Below are 17,233 nucleotides of genomic sequence, written 5' to 3' on the forward strand. Positions count from 1 at the left end.
TTTTAGGAGCCGACACCTTCGAAGGGACAGCAAGTGCTCAAGGGATTCCGCGACTTCATGATGCGCGGCAACGTGATCGACATGGCGGTCGGTGTCGTCATCGGCTCGGCCTTCACCGCGGTGGTGACCGGCTTCGTCGCGGCCTTCCTCACCCCGCTGGTCGGCGTGGTGGTCGGCGCGGCCGGGGACTTCCGGTCGTACAGCTTCAACCTGCACGGGGTGGTCTTCCCGTACGGCCAGTTCCTGAACGTGCTGATCGCGTTCGTGCTGACCGCCGCGGTGCTCTACTTCTTCGTGGTGCTGCCGGTCACCAAGGCGACCGCCCGCTACCTGCCGAAGAGGCCCAAGACCCCCAAGCGCCCGTGCCCCGAGTGCCTGACCGAGATCCCGGAGGCGGCCCGCCGCTGCTCGGCCTGCACCGCGCACGTCGAGCCGCTGGTCAAACTCGGCGTCTGAGGCGTTTTGGTCCGGGAGCGGGCGGTGGCGTACGATGGACCGTCGGCTCACTCGTAGCGTGCTTCAGCACGCCCTCCGCCCGGTCGGGCAGGGGTGAACCCAGGTTCGCACGAGCGTGCCGCATACGGTAGCCGTCCCCGGAAGGTGGATCTCGCAGTTCATGGCAAAGAAGCAAGGCGCCATTGAGATCGAGGGCACCGTGATCGAGTCTCTCCCGAACGCCATGTTCAAGGTTGAGCTGCAGAACGGTCACAAGGTCCTCGCGCACATCAGCGGGAAGATGCGGATGCACTACATCCGTATCCTCCCGGACGACCGCGTGGTCGTTGAGCTCAGCCCGTACGACCTGACTCGCGGCCGGATCGTCTACCGGTACAAGTAAGCAACTGTCAGATCTAGACCCGGAGTACCTGAAGCATGAAGGTCAAGCCGAGCGTCAAGAAGATCTGCGACAAGTGCAAGGTGATCCGCCGTCACGGCCGGGTCATGGTGATCTGCGACAACCTGCGCCACAAGCAGCGCCAGGGCTGATCCGCTTCACCCAGCATTTCTCGTACGTCTTTGCGTGAACACAGGTTCGCGCGGCGCGACACAACGTCATAAGCGGGCTACCCGATCCGTCCCCAGGACGGACTGCCACCCCCGGTCAGAGGCCGGGGCTCCCACACCGAGAGGTGTCGGAGTAGGTAGCGCGTCAGACCTCTGAAGAAACACAGGAGCCTTGAATGGCACGCCTCGCAGGCGTTGATCTCCCGCGTGAGAAGCGCATCGAGATCGCCCTCACCTACGTCTACGGCATCGGTCGCACCCGCGCGCAGCTCGCGCTCGCGGAGACCGGCGTGAACCCGGACATCCGGGTCCGCGACATCTCCGAGGACGACCTGGTCAAGCTCGGCCAGTACATCGACGCCAACTTCGAGGTCGAGGGTGACCTCCGCCGTGCGGTTGCCGCTGACATCCGCCGCAAGGTCGAGATCGGCTGCTACGAGGGTCTGCGTCACCGCCGGGGTCTCCCCGTCCGCGGCCAGCGCACCCACACCAACGCGCGTACCCGCAAGGGCCCGCGTCGCGCGATTGCCGGCAAGAAGAAGCCGGGCAAGAAGTAGTCCGCCCGTAACCGGACTTCCCTCCGGCCCGCGGGTTAGCGGACCGACCACCTCAGTAGGAGAACAGACTTATGCCCCCCAAGGGTCGTCAGGCTGCCGGCGCCAAGAAGGTGCGCCGCAAGGAGAAGAAGAACGTCGCTCACGGGCACGCCCACATCAAGAGCACGTTCAACAACACCATCGTTTCGATCACCGACCCCTCGGGCAACGTGATCTCCTGGGCCTCTGCCGGCCACGTCGGCTTCAAGGGCTCGCGCAAGTCCACCCCGTTCGCCGCGCAGATGGCTGCCGAGTCGGCCGCCCGTCGCGCGCAGGAGCACGGCATGCGCAAGGTCGACGTCTTCGTCAAGGGTCCGGGCTCCGGCCGCGAGACCGCGATCCGCTCGCTCCAGGCCACCGGCCTGGAGGTGGGTTCGATCCAGGACGTCACCCCCACCCCGCACAACGGCTGCCGTCCGCCGAAGCGCCGCCGCGTCTGACGCAGCGCCTTCGGGCAGCTTGATGTTTTAAACCGCGTACGGGGTCCCGTTTTCAGTGGGACCCCGTACGCTGGTTCTGTTCGGCATCAAATAGTGGGTGCCGAGTTTCCACTGGAGGATCTGAAAACATGCTGATCGCTCAGCGCCCCTCGCTGACCGAAGAGGTCGTCGACGAGTTCCGCTCGCGGTTCGTGATCGAGCCGCTCGAGCCGGGCTTCGGCTACACCCTCGGCAACTCGCTCCGCCGCACGCTCCTCTCCTCGATCCCCGGTGCCGCTGTCACCAGCATCCGGGTCGACGGTGTCCTGCACGAGTTCACCACCGTGCCGGGCGTCAAGGAGGACGTGACCGACCTCATCCTCAACATCAAGCAGCTGGTTGTCTCCTCGGAGCACGACGAGCCGGTCGTGATGTACCTGCGCAAGCAGGGCCCGGGTGTGGTCACCGCCGCCGACATCGCGCCCCCGGCCGGTGTCGAGGTGCACAACCCCGAGCTGGTCCTCGCCACGCTCAACGGCAAGGGCAAGCTGGAGATGGAGCTGACCGTCGAGCGCGGTCGCGGCTACGTCTCCGCCGTGCAGAACAAGGCTTCCGGCCAGGAGATCGGCCGGATCCCGGTCGACTCGATCTACAGCCCCGTGCTGAAGGTCACCTACAAGGTCGAGGCCACCCGTGTCGAGCAGCGGACCGACTTCGACAAGCTCATCGTCGACGTCGAGACCAAGCCCGCCATGCGCCCGCGCGACGCCATGGCGTCCGCCGGTAAGACCCTGGTGGAGCTGTTCGGTCTCGCCCGCGAGCTGAACATCGACGCCGAGGGCATCGACATGGGCCCGTCCCCGACGGACGCCGCCCTGGCCGCCGATCTCGCCCTGCCGATCGAGGAGCTCGAGCTCACCGTTCGGTCGTACAACTGCCTCAAGCGCGAGGGCATCCACACCGTGGGTGAGCTCGTGGCCCGCTCCGAGGCCGACCTGCTCGACATCCGCAACTTCGGTGCGAAGTCGATCGACGAGGTCAAGGCGAAGCTGGCCGGCATGGGCCTGGCGCTCAAGGACAGCCCGCCGGGATTCGACCCGACCGCCGCCGCCGACGCCTTCGGCGCCGACGACCTGGACGACGCGGGTTACGCGGAGACCGAGCAGTACTAAGGAATTCGACGGGGGCGACCCTCGCGGGTCGCCCCCTGTTCGATGCAAGAAAGCCGTCCGGGCAACAGTGCCCGGGCGCCCGTCCCGGTACCTGACACGGCCGGGTTCGGAGATTTGAGGAGCAATCATGCCCCGTCCCACGAAGGGTGCCCGCCTCGGCGGTGGCCCGCACCACGAGCCGCTGCTGCTCGCCGGCCTGTGCCGCGAGCTGTTCACCTACGGCCGCATCACCACGACCGAGGCCAAGGCCCGTCGGATGCGCCCGCTGGCCGAGCGCCTCATCACCAAGGCGAAGGTCGGCGACATCCACAACCGTCGCATCGTCCGCAAGACGATCACCGACGTCTCCGTGCTGCACACTCTCTTCACCGAGATCGCGCCGCGCTACGAGAACCGCCCCGGTGGTTACACCCGGATCACCAAGATCGGTCCCCGTCGTGGCGACAACGCCCCGATGGCCGTGATCGAGCTGGTCGAGGCGCTGACCGTCGCGCAGACCGCCGTCGGCGAGGCCGAGGGCGCCACCAAGCGCGCCGTCAAGGAGGCCGACGCCAAGGTCGAGGCCACCGAGGCCGCCGAGACCGAGGTCGTCGCCGACGAGGTCGAGGCCGACAAGGCCTGACACCTCAAGGTGTTCGTTCGGGCCCGCCTCCCTTCGGGGGGCGGGCCCGTTCCTTCTTCTGTGGAGTAGATGTGCAGAACGACTGCGCCGAGCGTCCCCCGATCAAGGACGGCCCGGCGGACGGTCACGTCCGGATCCGGCTGGACCTCGCCTACCAGGGCGCGGAGTTCGCCGGCTGGGCGCGGCAGCCCGGCCGGCGCACCGTGCAGGACGAGCTGGAGAGCGCGCTGCAGGTGGTCACCCGCAGCCCCGAGCCGTTCCCGCTCACCGTGGCGGGCCGGACCGACGCCGGGGTGCACGCGCGGGGCCAGGTGGCCCACGTCGACCTGCCGGCCGAGCTGTGGGCCCAGCACGCCGAGAAACTGCTCCGCCGGCTGGCGGGACGGCTGCCCGCCGACATCCGGGTCTACCGGCTGGCCGAGGCACCGGCGGGGTTCGACGCCCGGTTCGCCGCGATCTGGCGCCGGTACGCCTATCGGGTGGCCGACCACCAGGGCGGGGTGGACCCACTGCTGCGGGGTCACGTGCTCTGGCACGACCGGCCGCTGGACGTGGACCGGATGAACGAGGCGGCCCGGCTGCTGCTCGGCGAGCACGACTTCGCCGCGTACTGCAAGAAGCGCGACGGCGCGACCACCATCCGGACCCTGCTCGAACTCCGCTGGGACCGGGTCCCGGTGGATCCGTACGCGGCCCAGGAGGGGTCACTGGCGATCGCCACGGTGCGGGCCGACGCGTTCTGCCACAACATGGTGCGGGCGCTGGTGGGCGCCATGCTGCTGGTCGGCGACGGCCACCGGCCGGTCGACTTCCCCGGCCAGGTCCTGGCCGGCGGGGTCCGCCACTCCGCGGTCAACGTGATCCGCCCGCACGGCCTGACCCTCGAAGAGGTCGGTTACCCCGCGGACGACCAACTCGCCGAACGCAACCGGGTCTCCCGCCGCCTCCGGACCCTCTCGGTCGCCGACTAGGCACCCGCTTCGGGCTGCGCTTTCGGCAGGCGCTCAGCCACTTACGGTCCAGGGGCTCGGGGAACTGCGAGGAGATCTGGCGCCGGGGTCGCTGCGAAAGTGCCTGACCACCCACGCACGGATCACCTTTTACGGGGCCGGCGTCGCAGTTCCCCGAGCCCCTGGACGGTAGACCCGGAGCACCCGCACAAAAGTTGGCGTCGCCCACGCGGCGGAGCCGCACATCAGCAGAGCCCCGGGCCTCCGCCAAAAGGGTTTTGGTCCGTGGGGGCGTGCTTGGCACAATTCCCGACATGGGACACGTCGAGATTTCGCACCTGGAGTACTACCTGCCGGACGGGCGGGTGCTGTTCGACGACGCGTCCTTCCGGGTCGGCGAGGGGTCGGCCGTCGCGCTGGTGGGGGCCAACGGAGCCGGTAAGACCACGTTGCTGCGCATGATCGCGGGGGACACCCAGCCGCACGGCGGTTCGGTGACGGTGAGCGGCGGCCTGGGCGTGATGCGCCAGTTCGTCGGGACCACCGGCCGCGAGGACCAGCGGGAGGCCCCCGGCGCGCTGGCCGCCGACGCCTCCGTCCGCGACCTGCTGGTCTCGGTGGCCCCGCCGAGGATCGCGGTGGCCGCCAAAGCGGTGGACGCCGCCGAGCTGGCGATGATGGCGCAGGACGACGAGAAGTCGCAGATGGCGTACGCCCAGGCGCTCTCGGACTGGGCCGACGCGGACGGCTACGACTACGAGACCGTCTGGGACGTCTGCACCACGGCCGCCCTGGGGATGCCCTTCGACCGGGCCCAGTTCCGTGGTCTGAACACGCTCTCCGGCGGTGAGCAGAAGAGGCTGGTGCTGGAGGCCCTGCTGCGCGGCCCCGAGGAGGTGCTGCTGCTCGACGAGCCGGACAACTACCTCGACGTGCCGGGCAAGCGCTGGCTGGAGGAGGCGATCCGGGCCACTCCGAAGACCGTGTTGTTCATCTCACACGACCGCGAACTGCTGTCCCGGGCCGCTGACAAGATCATCAGCGTCGAGACCGGTTTCGGCGGCGGCGGCAGCAGCGTCTGGGTGCACGGTGGCGGCTTCGAGTCGTTCCACGACGCCCGCAAGGAGCGCTTCGAGCGCTTCGAGGAGCTGGGCCGCCGCTGGGACGAGGAGCACGCCAAGCTGAAGAAGCTGGTGGTGAACCTCCGTCAGGCCGCCTCGATCAGCCATGCGCTGGCCACCCGGTACGCGGCCGCGCAGACCCGGCTGAAGAAGTTCGAGGAGGCCGGCCGGCCGGAGGAGCCGCCGCGCGAGCAGAACATCACCATGCGACTGAAGGGCGGCCGGACGGGCGTCCGGGCGCTGACCATCGAGCAGCTCGAACTGACCGGCCTGATGAAGCCCTTCGACCTGGAGGTGTTCTACGGCGAGCGGGTCGGCGTGCTGGGCTCGAACGGCTCCGGCAAGTCGCACTTCCTGCGGCTGCTGGCGGGCGACGACTCGGTGAACCACAGCGGCTCGTTCCGGCTCGGCGCGCGGGTGGTGCCCGGCCACTTCCGGCAGACCCACGCCCATCCCGAGCTGCTCGGACGCACCGTCAGGTCGATCGTCGAGGAGGAGCACGCGCTCAGCCGCGGCGCCGCGATGGGCGCGCTGCGCCGGTACGAGCTGGACCGGCAGGAGGAGCAGAAGTTCGAGTCGCTCTCCGGCGGCCAGCAGGCCCGGCTGATGATCCTCAAGCTGGAGCTCACCGGCGTCACCGCGCTGCTGCTGGACGAGCCGACGGACAACCTGGACCTGGAGAGCGCCGAGGCGCTCCAGCAGGGCCTGGAGGCGTTCGACGGCACTGTGCTGTGTGTCACCCACGACCGCTGGTTCGCCAAGACCTTCGACCGCTTCCTGGTGTTCGGGGCCGACGGACGGGTCTACGAGTCCCTCGAACCGGTCTGGGACGAGACCCGGGTGCAGCGCGATCGCTGACCCTTTTTGACCCGTACGGAGCGGCCCGGTAGGCTGGGCCCTTGTTGTGCGTATTGGCTCGCTCCATCTCACGTGAGAGGTCGGTACGCCGGAGATACCCAGGCCGATGACCAGCGGCTCCCCCTTGAATTGCGTCCAAGCGGGACCAGGCTGATCTCTCGTCCGGGTGCTCCTGTCAGGACTCACTCACTGAAAAGCGAAGGCTACGACCGTGCGTACGTACAGCCCCAAGCCCGGCGACGTCCAGCGTCAGTGGCACATCATCGACGCGCAAGACGTCGTGCTCGGCCGCCTGGCCTCCCAGGTCGCCAACCTCCTCCGGGGCAAGCACAAGGCGATCTACGCGCCGCACGTTGACACTGGTGACTTCGTCATCATCATCAACGCGGACAAGGTGCACCTTTCGGGCAACAAGAAGACCCAGAAGATGGCCTACCGCCACAGCGGTTTCCCGGGCGGTCTCCGCGCGGTCCGCTACGACGACCTCCTGGACAAGAACCCGGAGAAGGCCGTCGAGAAGGCCATCAAGGGCATGATCCCCAAGAACAGCCTGGGCCGCCAGATGCTCTCCAAGCTGAAGGTCTACTCGGGCGACCAGCACCCGCACGCTGCGCAGCAGCCGGTGCCGTTCGAGATCACCCAGGTCGCGCAGTAATTCCGGCCACCAAGCCCCATCACTGAGAAGCTGAGGAACACCGTGGCCGAGACTGCCATCGAGAACACCCTTGAGGTCGACTTCGACGAGACCGTCGAAGAGTTCACCTCCGAGGAGAGCTACACCTCCGAGTCGCTGGCCGGCCGTTTCGGCGAGGCCATCCCCGGCGCCGGCCTCGGCCGTCGCAAGGAGGCCATTGCCCGCGTCCGGATCGTTCCGGGCACCGGCAAGTGGAAGATCAACGGTCGCACCCTGGAGAACTACTTCCCCAACAAGGTGCACCAGCAGACCGTGAACGAGCCCTTCAAGCTCCTTGAGCTCGACGGCCGTTACGACGTTGTCGCCCGCATCTCGGGTGGCGGCGTCTCCGGTCAGGCCTACGCGCTGCGCCTCGGCGTCGCCCGTGCGCTGAACGAGGCGGACGTGGACAACAACCGCGCCGCGCTCAAGAAGGCCGGTTTCCTGATGCGTGACGCGCGTGCCGTCGAGCGCAAGAAGGCCGGTCTCAAGAAGGCCCGTAAGGCCCCGCAGTACAGCAAGCGCTAAGCACCTCCACCGGGGGGCGTACCATCTCGATGGTTCGCACCCCCGGGGTGTGCTGCACACCCCGGAGCACCCCGTGTGCTCCGGGGTGTCGTGTTTTTCTCTCCCCGTACGCCTGTGCGGAGGCGGGGGAGCCGCGAGAGATTTCTTGCCTGTGGAACGGCGACGGAGGACGGAAACTGTGGGACGACTCTTCGGTACGGACGGCGTGCGCGGTGTGGCCAACCAGACCCTGACGGCCGAGCTGGCGCTCGGGCTGTCGGTGGCGGCGGCCCATGTACTCGGTGACGCGGGGGCCTTCGACGGCCACCGGCCGGTCGCCGTGGTCGGGCGCGACCCCCGGGCGTCCGGGGAGTTCCTGGAGGCGGCCGTGATCGCCGGCCTGGCCAGCGCGGGCGTCGACGTACTGCGGGTCGGCGTGCTGCCCACCCCGGCTGTGGCGTACCTCACCGGTGCGCTCGGTGCGGACTTCGGCGTGATGCTGTCGGCCAGCCACAACGCGATGCCGGACAACGGCATCAAGTTCCTGGCCCGCGGCGGGCACAAGCTGGACGACGCGATCGAGGACGCGATCGAGGCGCACTACCACCGCTACGGCGTCGGCTCGAACGAGGACTGGCAGCGCCCGACCGGCGCGGCCGTCGGCCGGGTCCGGCAGTACACCGAGGGCTTCGACAAGTACGTCGCGCACCTGGTCGCCGTGCTGCCGAACCGCCTCGACGGGGTGAAGGTCGTCATCGACGGCGCGCACGGCGCGGCCGCCCGGGTCGCCCCCGAGGCGTTTGCCCGGGCCGGGGCCGAGGTGGTCTACACGCTCGGCGCCGAGCCGAACGGGTTGAACATCAACGACGGCGTCGGCTCCACCCACCTGGACAAGCTGCAGGCCGCGATGCGCGAGCACCGGGCCGACCTGGGCATCGCCCTGGACGGCGACGCCGACCGCTGCCTGGCCGCCGACGCGGACGGCAACGAGGTGGACGGCGACCAGATCCTGGCCATCCTGGCGGTCGCCATGAAGGAGGCCGGCACGCTGCGCCGGGGGACCGCGGTGGCCACCGTGATGTCCAACCTCGGCTTCAAGCTGGCGATGGAGCGCGAGGGCATCGAGCTGGTGCAGACCGCGGTCGGCGACCGGTACGTGCTGGAGGAGATGAAGCAGCACGGCTTCGCGCTCGGCGGCGAGCAGTCCGGCCACGTGATCCTGCTCGACCACGCGACCACCGGCGACGGCACGCTCACCGGCCTGATGCTGGGCGCCCGGCTGGCCGCCACCAAGCAGCCGCTGGCCGACCTGGCCGCCGTGATGACCCGGCTGCCGCAGCTGCTGATCAACGTCAAGGGCGTCGACCGGAGCCGGGTGACCACCTCTCCCGAACTGGCCGTCGCCGTCGCCGAGGCCGAGGCCGAACTCGGTGCCACCGGACGGGTGCTGCTGCGCCCCTCGGGCACCGAGCCGCTGGTCCGGGTGATGGTCGAGGCCGCCGACCAGGTGCAGGCCCACGCGGTCTGCGAGCGCCTGGCCGAGGCCGTCCGCACCCACCTGGGCTGATGGTCCGTCAGCCCTCGGACAGGGAACGGCCTCGGTTGCGTTCCGGTATGACAAATGCTTGCTCCAGGCCCTGGGATCATACGTAGGACCAGAGGATTTTCTGGATATCATCTGCACGCATTGGCTGAAAAGGTGGCGGAGGCTCAGATGACCGAGGGGCAGCAGCAGGCGCAGTCGGAGGAGCCCGGTCCTGCGGGCCCTCCGCAGCCGGACCGGCCGTTGCCGCCCGCCGAGCCGGGAGCCGCCCACCAGGGCAATCCGCCGAACCGCGCGAGTGCCGCCGTCCCGGTCTTCCCGGGGCAGGGTCAGTCCGGCTGGCCGGGGATAGCCGCGACCCCGCCGCCCCGTCAGGGCGGTTACGCCCCGGGGGAGTTCCCGCCGCCCGGCTACGGCGGCCAGCCGGTCCAGGGCCGTTACGGCCCGTCCACCTTCCGGTCGCCCGACATCGACGAACCCGACTGGTCGGCGCTGGCCCAGCAGAACGCCGAGGCGAGCCGGCTCGGCAGGCGCCGGCTGATGGTGACCCTCAGCAGCGTCGGCGCGGCCCTCGTGATCGGTGCGATCGTGGCGCTCTCGGTCTACGTGACGAACGGTCAGCCGCGGGTCCCGGCGGAAGCGGTCCAGACCGCGCCCGCCCCCTCGGCGAGCGCCGTGGCGCCCCCCTCCGCCTCCGCGAGCAAGTCGGCCACGCCGCCGTCCAAGAAGCCGGAGGAGATCCTCTCCAAGGGCAGCTCGGACAAGGCGCCGCTGACCGCGGAGGTGCTGTTCCCGAACGACACCGTCACGGTCCAGGGGCGGACGTACACCAGGAACGCCGTCGACTTCAGTGGCAGCTGCGGGGACTACACCGCCAACGGCCTCGGGCCGATCCTGCGCGACCAGATGTGCCGGGGCCTCTACCGGGCCACCTACACCGCGGACAAGGTCACGGTCACCCTCGGTGTGGCCGTCTTCGACAACAAGGTGCAGGCGGACAAGGCCGACAGCGTCTACAAGGGCAACGTCCAGCCCCTGATCAAGGGCGGGGCGCCGAAGTTCTGCGCCGACCTGAAGAGCTGTGCGGTCGTGCACGACTCCTTCGGCCGCTACCTCTACTTCACCGTGACGGGCACCAAGGACGGCTCCGCGCCGGCCGCCACCGACCCGACCGGCAAGGACGTCACCAACGCGCTGAAGGCGGTGCTGGTCGCCCGGGGGACCGAAGCCGCCAAGAAGACGGGCTGACGGCACTCGATGGCGTGGTGGAGGGAAGCTGCGGGCGTGGTGCTGACGGACGGGCTGCGACGGGTGCGGTACCGCCCGGCCTGGGGGGCCTGGTTGATCGGCGGACTGGCGATGGTGCTGCTGGTCGGGCTGCTCGCCTTCGACAGCGAGGACGGCCCTGACGCGCCCGGATCGCCCGCCACCTGGGCGACGCCCACCGTCCAGCAGCGGCCGCCGGAGACCACGAAGCCCACCGGCTACGGCACCACCACCACGATGGCGGAGGTCCGGTCGCCCAAGGCGCTGCACTTCGGGGTCAGCACGCCCGGCTCGCCCAACGAACCGGAGACCGAGACGGTGGCCACCGCGGCCGGCCGTCGGCCGACCGTCCAGGAGTACTTCCTCAACTGGGACCAGGAGTTCGAGCCGGACCGGGTGACCGAGTCCTACCACCTGGGCGCCGTACCAGTGGTGACCTGGCAGCCCTCGGCCGGCAAGGAGGCAGGGGACGACCAGCCCACCTACGCCCTGAGCGTGATCGCCTCGGGCGCGCACGACGCCTACATCGGGCGGTTCGCGGACGCGGTCAAGCGCACCGGGCGACCGGTGGTGATCCGGTTCGCGCACGAGATGAACGCCGAGTGGTACCCGTGGTCCGAGCAGCACAGCGGCAACAAGCCGGGCGACTTCGTGAACGCCTGGCGGCACGTGTACGACGTCTTCGCGGCCCGCAACGTCGACAACGCGGTCTGGTTCTGGTGCCCGAACATCCACCGGGGCACCAACAAGCACGAGTTGACCCGGTACTTCCCCGGCGACAAGTACGTCGACTGGATCGGCATGGACGGGTACAGCGAGAGCGAGACCACCGCCGGTCAGGTCTTCGACGAGACCTACGAGGACCTGGTCTCGCTCTCCCGGAAGCCGATCTTCATCGGGGAGACCGGCGTCAAGCCGAACCCCAACAAGGCGCTCTGGACCGTCGACTTCTTCCGCTGGCTCAAGAGCCGCCCGCAGGTGGTGGGCTTCTCCTGGTTCCAGCACAGCGACCAGGAGGGCGGCCGCTACGACTGGCGGTTCACCACCTCGCCCGGTGCGCTGAAGGCGTTCCAGGACGGGCTGGCGGACCAGAACCTGGTGTCCTGGCCGATGAGCTGAGCCCGGCGCGCCACCGGGCCGGGGATCACTCCTCGCCGGGCGCGGGCTGGGTGCGCTCCAGCAGGACCAGCTTGACGTCGTGCAGCTGCTTGGTGTCGACCACCTTGAACTGCTGGTTCAGCACGTCCTGGGTGGCCTTGGGCAGCTGGGCGAGCGGGTTGGGCCCGACCGCGGTGCTGACCAGCCACAGCCGGTCGGTGAAGCGCGCGCACTCCGAGGGGTCGGTGCACTCCACGCCCTGGAAGCGCCCGAGGTCCTCCGGGTAGTACTGGAGCAGTATGTCGGTCGGTGCCTGACGGTCCCGCAGCTCGTAGGCGAGCGCGCGCCGGGCGTTCAGCTGGCTGTTGATCACCATGCCGTCGCCGGGCTTGGTCTGGGCGGCGAGCAGGTCGGCGGTGCCGCGGTAGTCCGGCTCGGACTTGGGGTTGTCGCCCAGGGTCGCCATGGCCGGCTGGGCGAGGAAGGCGATCCCGCCGAGCAGCGCCGTGCCGAGCAGACCCGCCACCACCCGGCCCACGGCAGCCCGGCCGAGCGGGGAGAGCAACCAGCCCGCCCCGGCCGCGGCCAACAGCACGCACGGTGCCAGGGTGAACAGCAGGTAGCGCTCCAGGAAGAGGTGCAGCCGGTCCACCGTCACGTACGTCAGGACGGGCGGGAGCACGATCCAGCAGACCAGCAGCCCGGCGTGGCGCCGGGCCGGCCACAGCCCGATCACCGCGAGCCCCAGCACGACGGCCGCGGTCGACCAGGAGCCGAAGAGTTCCCTGGGCAGGCCGGTCAGGTCGTCGAGGGTCGGGTTGTTCCAGGCGATCTGCTTGCTCTGGCCGTTGCCGCGCAGCAGCAGGGTGGCGATGCCCCCGACCCCGGCCAGGGCGGCGAGGGCCCAGTACCAGAAGGCCGCGCGGTCACGGTCGCGCAGCGCCAGGGTCAGCGCGGCGAGCAGATGGGCGGCCAGCACGAGCAGCGAGACCAGGTGGGCCGCCCCGACCAGGGTCACACTGGCGGCGTACCAGGCCCAACGGGATGCCGAGGGCTGCTCCAGGGCCCGCAGGAGCAGCAGGGTGGACACCACGACGGCGAGCACCGAGAAGGCGTACGGCCTGGCCTCCTGTCCGTACCGGGCGACGGCGGGCAACAGGGCGAACGCCAGGCCAGCGCCGAGCCCGGTCAGGGAGGCCGCGAGGCCCGTCCGGGAGACGCCCGACCGGACGGCCAGCCGACGGCCGAGCGCGGCGGTCACGGCGGCGGCCAGTGCCATCGCCAGGGCGGAGGGGGTGCGCATCGAGGCGGCGGAGTCGCCGAAGCCGGTGATCCACAGGCGGAGCAGCAGGTAGTACGGGGCGATCACCGCGTCGATGGTGCCGAGCAGGGCCCGCAGGTCCTCGAAGTCCAGGGTGGCGGCCCACCAGCTGGCGTGTTCGTCGCGCCACAGCTGACGGCTGCCGATCCCGTCGAGGCAGCGGTAGAGGGCGACCACGGCCGGGGGGAGGACGGTGAGCAGCGTCAGGGCCCGCCGCTTCGCCGCGGAGGGAACGGGAGCGGCGGTCTCGGCGGGCCCGGTGGGTTCCGCAGGTTCCGCGGGCTGCCGGCCCTCGGAGGATGCGGAGTCGGTGGCCCGCCGTGCTGTCGTGCGGAGCGGCGACTGCTGCATGCTCACTCTGTGTTCTTCCTACCGTCCGTGGTGGCGTGCCGGGATGTGACGCTCGGTCAGCCCAGCCCCTTGGCGAGTGTGATCTGTCGGATGCCGTTCGCGAAGGCCCTCAGCGACGCGGTGCTCTCGTCGAAGCGCCAGTTGGCCTTGCCGCCCTCGGCGACGTTCCGCTGGAACCAGATGAACCCGATCACGTCGGGCTGCTTGGCGAGCCAGGTGAAGAAGTCCGCGGTCCAGGCGGGCTTGTAGGCGGCGTTGGTCTCCCGCCCGGTCTCCGTGATGAGGACCGGCTTCTTGGAGATCTGGCGCAGCACGTCGAGGGTCGGGCCGAAGGTCTCGTCGGCGGTGCGCTCGCGGTTGGTGCCGTAGCCGACCATGCCCAGCCAGTCGACGTAGTCGTCGCCCGGGTAGAGGTCGGGGATGCTGATGTCCTTCACCGGCCGCAGGATGTTCGGGCTCCAGATCCAGATGACGTTGGCGGCGCCCTCCTTGGCGAACACGTCGTGCACGTGGCGCCACGCCTGGACGTACTGGCCCTGCTGGTTGCCGTTGGTCTGCTCGGACCAGGGGTACCAGTTGCCGTTCATCTCGTGCGCGAAGCGGATCGCCAGCGGCCACTTCTGCGCGGCGACGCCCTGGGCGAAGGTGCGCAGGTAGTCGTCGTGCTTGCCTTCGATGATGCTGGCGAGGCTGTAGTTCGGCTGCTCGGCCGAGCCCGCGTCACCGCCCGCCCACGGCTCCCAGGCCAGCACCGGCAGGGTCCCGTGGCCGTAGGCCGCGCTGACCGCCTTGGGGTCGAAGGTCTGGTCCCAGCGGACGAAGTACTCGGCCATGGTCGGCCAGACCCCGGCCGACTGCTTGATCTGCTGGAGCTCCTTGCCGGACCACGGCGCCTCCAGGGTGCTGACCCCGAAGTGCTTCCCGTCCGGCGCGCTGAAGACGCTGCGGTCCGGGATCGAGGGCGCCTTCTTCTCGGGCTGGAAGAGCTCGCTGAGGGCGGGGGCGCCGGCGTTCTGGCCCAGTCCCTCGTAGCGGCCACCATCGTTCGCGACGGCCAGTGCGGCCATCACCCCGTAGGTCAGCACCGCGAGGATGGCGACGTTGCAGACCATCCAGAGCCGGAGCCGGATGCCCGAGCCACGGCTCCACCAGTGCATCTTCTTGGCACGCCTAGACACTCATCATCACCGAGCCGATCAGCATCGCTCCGCCGAGCAGGTAGGGGATGACGACCTTCGGGCTCCGGGCGCGCTCGCCGGCGAAGCTGTCGTCGCGGGTGCCCCAGGACGCGTTGTGGCCCATCCGGAAGAAGCCGAGCAGGCGGACCGGGAGCAGCAGACAGGTGTTGATCACCATGAAGACCGGCAGGTAGAGCATGTCCCTGGAGCGGTAGGCGAAGTGCCTCCCGAAGCGGATGGCGAGGGACACCGTGGAGAGCAGGGCCGCCAGCACGAGCAGCGACAGCAGTGCCTTCCAGTGCTCGACCGGCAGCGGCAGGCCCTCGTACAGGCTGGGGCCCGAGCCGTGCCAGATGGCCACCGCCCAGGAGGAGAAGCTGCCCAGCAGCATGAACGGGACCAGGATGTCGACCGCGTAGAAGAGGGCGAGCATCTTGGCTCGCCGCAGCATCCAGGGCAGCATCCGCAGGGTGTTGTACTGCGAGCCGCGGGCCCAGCGGTACTGCTGCTTGGCGAGCTTGCCCAGCGCCAGCGGGGCGTCCGTGTAGACCAGCGAGGTCGACTGGTAGACGGTCTTGTAGCCCTGCTTGAGCGTGTAGTTGGTGAGGGTCCGGTCGTCGCTCACCTCGAGGAACACCCCGAGGAACTTCTCGCCGAGGAAGTCCTCCATGCAGTCCACCAGGATCTGCCGGCGGAAGGCGATGGTCCGGCCCGGGAGGCAGCCGACGGTGCCGAGCACGCTCATGGCGGGCAGCGAGTACTGGCAGCGGACGCTCTCCAGCCAGTCGGCCCAGCGGGTGAGGACGGAGCGACCGGGGTCGAGGATGCGCTGACGGGTGGTCACGCCGCCGACCTTCTCGTCCCGGAACGGCTTGATCAGCTCGCTCAGGGTGCTCGGGGTCCAGACCGTGTCGGAGTCCACCAGGACCGCGACGTCACCGGTGCAGACCTCGAGGCCGACCCGCAGGGCGTTGCGCTTTCCGGGGGTCGCGGTCCACTCCCAGTAGACGCCCAACCGGTCGCAGACCTGCTCCAGCACCTCGTTGCGCTTGCCGTTGATCACCACGACCATCTCGGTCGGCTGCTGCTCGATGATCCGGTCCAGGACCGAGCGGAACAGGTCGGCCGGCTCGTCCACCACCGGGATGATCACGGAGGTGGTGGTCGAGTACGGGCGCACCCAAGGCTTGTAACGGCGGGTCAGAACGATCCGGACGAGCCACAGCAGCCACACGACGGACATGAAGACCGCGAACGGATAGATCGTCCCGAAGGTCCACCACTGCTGTATCTCGAGGAGGAACGCAAGCATTTGAGGTGGTCCGTGTCGGTTTAGAGGCGCGGAGTGACTGACGCCGTTGATACTACGACCAGCAGTTGTGTCGCAATTCCGACAATTGGGCATGACTCAGACAGGTCGGGATGTGATTCCGGTCAATCGGGATGCATTCGTGATGCCCCTCGGGGCAGACCGAGTTGGCCCGCGAGGGCAACTAGATCTTGCGCAGCAGCGCCCGGCGGACCTTGTGGTCGGCGCCCTTCTGCAGCACCAGGGTGGCCCGACCCCGGGTGGGCAGCACGTTCTCCACCAGGTTGGGCTTGTTGATGGTGCGCCAGACCTGGCGGCCGTACTCCATCGCCTCCTCCTCCGGCACCTCGGTGAAGCGGCGGAAGTAGGAGTTCGGGTCCTGGAAGGCGGTGTCCCTGAGCTTCTTGAACCGGGACAGGTACCAGCTCTCGATGTCGTCGGTGCGGGCGTCGACGTAGATCGAGAAGTCGAAGTAGTCGGCCACCGCGAGCCGGGTGCGGCCGTCGCTGCCGGGCAGTGCGGGCTGCAGCACGTTGAGGCCCTCGACGATCAGGATGTCGGGGCGCTCCACGGTCAGGCGCTCGTCCGGCACGATGTCGTAGACCAGGTGCGAGTAGACCGGGGCGGTGACCCGGTCCTTGCCGGCCTTGACGTCCGCCACGAAGCGCATCAGGGCCCGGCGGTCGTACGACTCGGGGAAGCCCTTGCGGGCCATCAGGCCCCGGCGGCGGAGCTCGGCGTTGGGGAGCAGGAAGCCGTCGGTGGTGACCAGCTCGACCCGGGGGTGCTCCGGCCAGCGGGCCAGCAGCGCCTTCAGCAGGCGGGCGGTGGTGGACTTGCCCACCGCCACCGAGCCGGCCACGCCGATCACGAACGGGGTGCGGGTGCGCTCGGTGTCCGGGGTGTCCAGGAAGGTCCCGACCGTGCTGCGCAGCTCGTGGGTGGCGTGGATGTAGAGGTTGAGCAGCCGGGACAGCGGCAGGTAGACGTCCCGGACCTCGTCCAGGTCGAGGGCGGTGCCCAGGCCGCGCAGCTTCTCCACCTCCTCGGCGGTCAGCGGCATCGGCGTGCGCTCCCGCAGGGCGCTCCACTCGGCCCGGTCCAGATCCACGTACGGGGAGGGGGTGGGCGTCGCGGGGGCGCCCCTCGTACAGAGTTCGGTCAGCACATGGTCCATTGTGGGCCGTACCGGGCGTCCGGGGTGCTGTGGTGTCGGTCACCAGGGGGTGGCGAGGGGTCCTGGG

Annotated in this window: 18 protein-coding genes; 14 read left to right on the top strand and 4 right to left on the bottom strand. The window is 69.5% G+C overall.

The annotated features are described in order from the left end of the window. The first annotated feature begins 33 nt into the window (after positions 1-33). The 14 genes from mscL (at position 34) to ACIRPK_RS12320 (ending at position 11,851) form a co-directional block, all read left to right on the top strand. On the top strand, positions 34-456 hold the full coding sequence (mscL, locus tag ACIRPK_RS12255) for a large conductance mechanosensitive channel protein MscL (protein ID WP_403036683.1): 423 nt from the start codon (positions 34-36) through the stop codon (positions 454-456). Between the two features lie 160 nt (positions 457-616). Beyond that, positions 617-838: a translation initiation factor IF-1 gene (gene infA / locus ACIRPK_RS12260; RefSeq protein WP_003956442.1), complete on the top strand. Its 222-nt coding sequence runs from the start codon at positions 617-619 to the stop codon at positions 836-838. Between the two features lie 35 nt (positions 839-873). Next, positions 874-987 (top strand): 50S ribosomal protein L36, encoded by a 114-nt coding sequence (rpmJ, locus tag ACIRPK_RS12265; RefSeq protein ID WP_003956441.1) that lies wholly within the window; start codon positions 874-876, stop codon positions 985-987. 194 nt (positions 988-1,181) lie between these two features. Further along, complete coding sequence (rpsM, locus tag ACIRPK_RS12270; RefSeq protein WP_184918583.1) at positions 1,182-1,562, top strand: 30S ribosomal protein S13; 381 nt, start codon at positions 1,182-1,184, stop codon at positions 1,560-1,562. A 71-nt stretch (positions 1,563-1,633) separates the two neighbouring features. After that, on the top strand, positions 1,634-2,041 hold the full coding sequence (gene rpsK / locus ACIRPK_RS12275; RefSeq protein WP_057231298.1) for a 30S ribosomal protein S11: 408 nt from the start codon (positions 1,634-1,636) through the stop codon (positions 2,039-2,041). A 128-nt stretch (positions 2,042-2,169) separates the two neighbouring features. Further along, positions 2,170-3,192: a DNA-directed RNA polymerase subunit alpha gene (locus ACIRPK_RS12280; protein ID WP_030232516.1), complete on the top strand. Its 1,023-nt coding sequence runs from the start codon at positions 2,170-2,172 to the stop codon at positions 3,190-3,192. 127 nt (positions 3,193-3,319) lie between these two features. After that, the gene (gene rplQ, locus ACIRPK_RS12285) at positions 3,320-3,814 is read left to right on the top strand and encodes a 50S ribosomal protein L17 (RefSeq protein ID WP_184918585.1); all 495 of its coding nucleotides are present in this window, start codon (positions 3,320-3,322) and stop codon (positions 3,812-3,814) included. 71 nt (positions 3,815-3,885) lie between these two features. Next, positions 3,886-4,785 (top strand): tRNA pseudouridine(38-40) synthase TruA, encoded by a 900-nt coding sequence (gene truA, locus ACIRPK_RS12290; protein ID WP_403036686.1) that lies wholly within the window; start codon positions 3,886-3,888, stop codon positions 4,783-4,785. Between the two features lie 293 nt (positions 4,786-5,078). Next, positions 5,079-6,743, top strand: coding sequence for an ABC-F family ATP-binding cassette domain-containing protein (locus tag ACIRPK_RS12295; RefSeq protein ID WP_403036689.1), 1,665 nt, complete (start codon positions 5,079-5,081; stop codon positions 6,741-6,743). Between the two features lie 211 nt (positions 6,744-6,954). Next, positions 6,955-7,398 (top strand): 50S ribosomal protein L13, encoded by a 444-nt coding sequence (gene rplM / locus ACIRPK_RS12300; protein ID WP_057231290.1) that lies wholly within the window; start codon positions 6,955-6,957, stop codon positions 7,396-7,398. A 30-nt stretch (positions 7,399-7,428) separates the two neighbouring features. After that, positions 7,429-7,944, top strand: a complete 516-nt coding sequence (gene rpsI, locus ACIRPK_RS12305) for a 30S ribosomal protein S9 (RefSeq protein WP_221504372.1) — start codon at positions 7,429-7,431, stop codon at positions 7,942-7,944. Between the two features lie 178 nt (positions 7,945-8,122). Then, complete coding sequence (gene glmM / locus ACIRPK_RS12310) at positions 8,123-9,490, top strand: phosphoglucosamine mutase (RefSeq protein WP_403036691.1); 1,368 nt, start codon at positions 8,123-8,125, stop codon at positions 9,488-9,490. A gap of 147 nt (positions 9,491-9,637) precedes the next feature. Then, positions 9,638-10,714 (top strand): hypothetical protein, encoded by a 1,077-nt coding sequence (locus ACIRPK_RS12315; RefSeq protein ID WP_403036694.1) that lies wholly within the window; start codon positions 9,638-9,640, stop codon positions 10,712-10,714. A gap of 36 nt (positions 10,715-10,750) precedes the next feature. After that, positions 10,751-11,851: a glycoside hydrolase family 26 protein gene (locus ACIRPK_RS12320; RefSeq protein WP_403036697.1), complete on the top strand. Its 1,101-nt coding sequence runs from the start codon at positions 10,751-10,753 to the stop codon at positions 11,849-11,851. Between the two features lie 25 nt (positions 11,852-11,876). On the opposite strand, the gene ACIRPK_RS12325 is transcribed toward ACIRPK_RS12320, so the two are convergent. The 4 genes from ACIRPK_RS12325 to coaA form a co-directional block, all read right to left on the bottom strand. After that, a complete protein-coding gene (locus ACIRPK_RS12325; protein ID WP_403036699.1) occupies positions 11,877-13,508 on the bottom strand; it encodes a hypothetical protein in 1,632 nt (543 codons plus the stop codon). A gap of 50 nt (positions 13,509-13,558) precedes the next feature. Beyond that, complete coding sequence (locus tag ACIRPK_RS12330; protein ID WP_403036702.1) at positions 13,559-14,680, bottom strand: glycoside hydrolase family 26 protein; 1,122 nt, start codon at positions 14,678-14,680, stop codon at positions 13,559-13,561. Beyond that, positions 14,673-15,992: a glycosyltransferase family 2 protein gene (locus ACIRPK_RS12335; RefSeq protein WP_403036705.1), complete on the bottom strand. Its 1,320-nt coding sequence runs from the start codon at positions 15,990-15,992 to the stop codon at positions 14,673-14,675. The genes ACIRPK_RS12330 and ACIRPK_RS12335 overlap by 8 nt, the downstream gene beginning before the upstream one ends. Before the next feature lie 181 nt (positions 15,993-16,173). After that, positions 16,174-17,166 carry a type I pantothenate kinase gene (gene coaA, locus ACIRPK_RS12340; protein WP_403036708.1) on the bottom strand — a complete coding sequence of 331 codons (993 nt, stop codon included), beginning with the start codon at positions 17,164-17,166 and terminating at the stop codon, positions 16,174-16,176. Positions 17,167-17,233 lie beyond the last annotated feature (67 nt).

Origin of the sequence: Kitasatospora sp. NPDC101801, assembly GCF_044766665.1 — a bacterium.
In the GTDB taxonomy this organism is placed as follows: Bacteria; Actinomycetota; Actinomycetes; order Streptomycetales; family Streptomycetaceae; genus Kitasatospora.

Coding starts and splice junctions, on each gene's coding strand:
- rpsK (WP_057231298.1), top strand. CDS start 1,634: ATGCCCCCCAAGGGTCGTCAGGCTGCCGGCGCCAAGAAGGTGCGCCGC.
- ACIRPK_RS12280 (WP_030232516.1), top strand. CDS start 2,170: ATGCTGATCGCTCAGCGCCCCTCGCTGACCGAAGAGGTCGTCGACGAG.
- rplQ (WP_184918585.1), top strand. CDS start 3,320: ATGCCCCGTCCCACGAAGGGTGCCCGCCTCGGCGGTGGCCCGCACCAC.
- rpmJ (WP_003956441.1), top strand. CDS start 874: ATGAAGGTCAAGCCGAGCGTCAAGAAGATCTGCGACAAGTGCAAGGTG.
- infA (WP_003956442.1), top strand. CDS start 617: ATGGCAAAGAAGCAAGGCGCCATTGAGATCGAGGGCACCGTGATCGAG.
- coaA (WP_403036708.1), bottom strand. CDS start 17,166: ATGGACCATGTGCTGACCGAACTCTGTACGAGGGGCGCCCCCGCGACG.
- ACIRPK_RS12315 (WP_403036694.1), top strand. CDS start 9,638: ATGACCGAGGGGCAGCAGCAGGCGCAGTCGGAGGAGCCCGGTCCTGCG.
- ACIRPK_RS12295 (WP_403036689.1), top strand. CDS start 5,079: ATGGGACACGTCGAGATTTCGCACCTGGAGTACTACCTGCCGGACGGG.
- rpsM (WP_184918583.1), top strand. CDS start 1,182: ATGGCACGCCTCGCAGGCGTTGATCTCCCGCGTGAGAAGCGCATCGAG.
- ACIRPK_RS12335 (WP_403036705.1), bottom strand. CDS start 15,992: ATGCTTGCGTTCCTCCTCGAGATACAGCAGTGGTGGACCTTCGGGACG.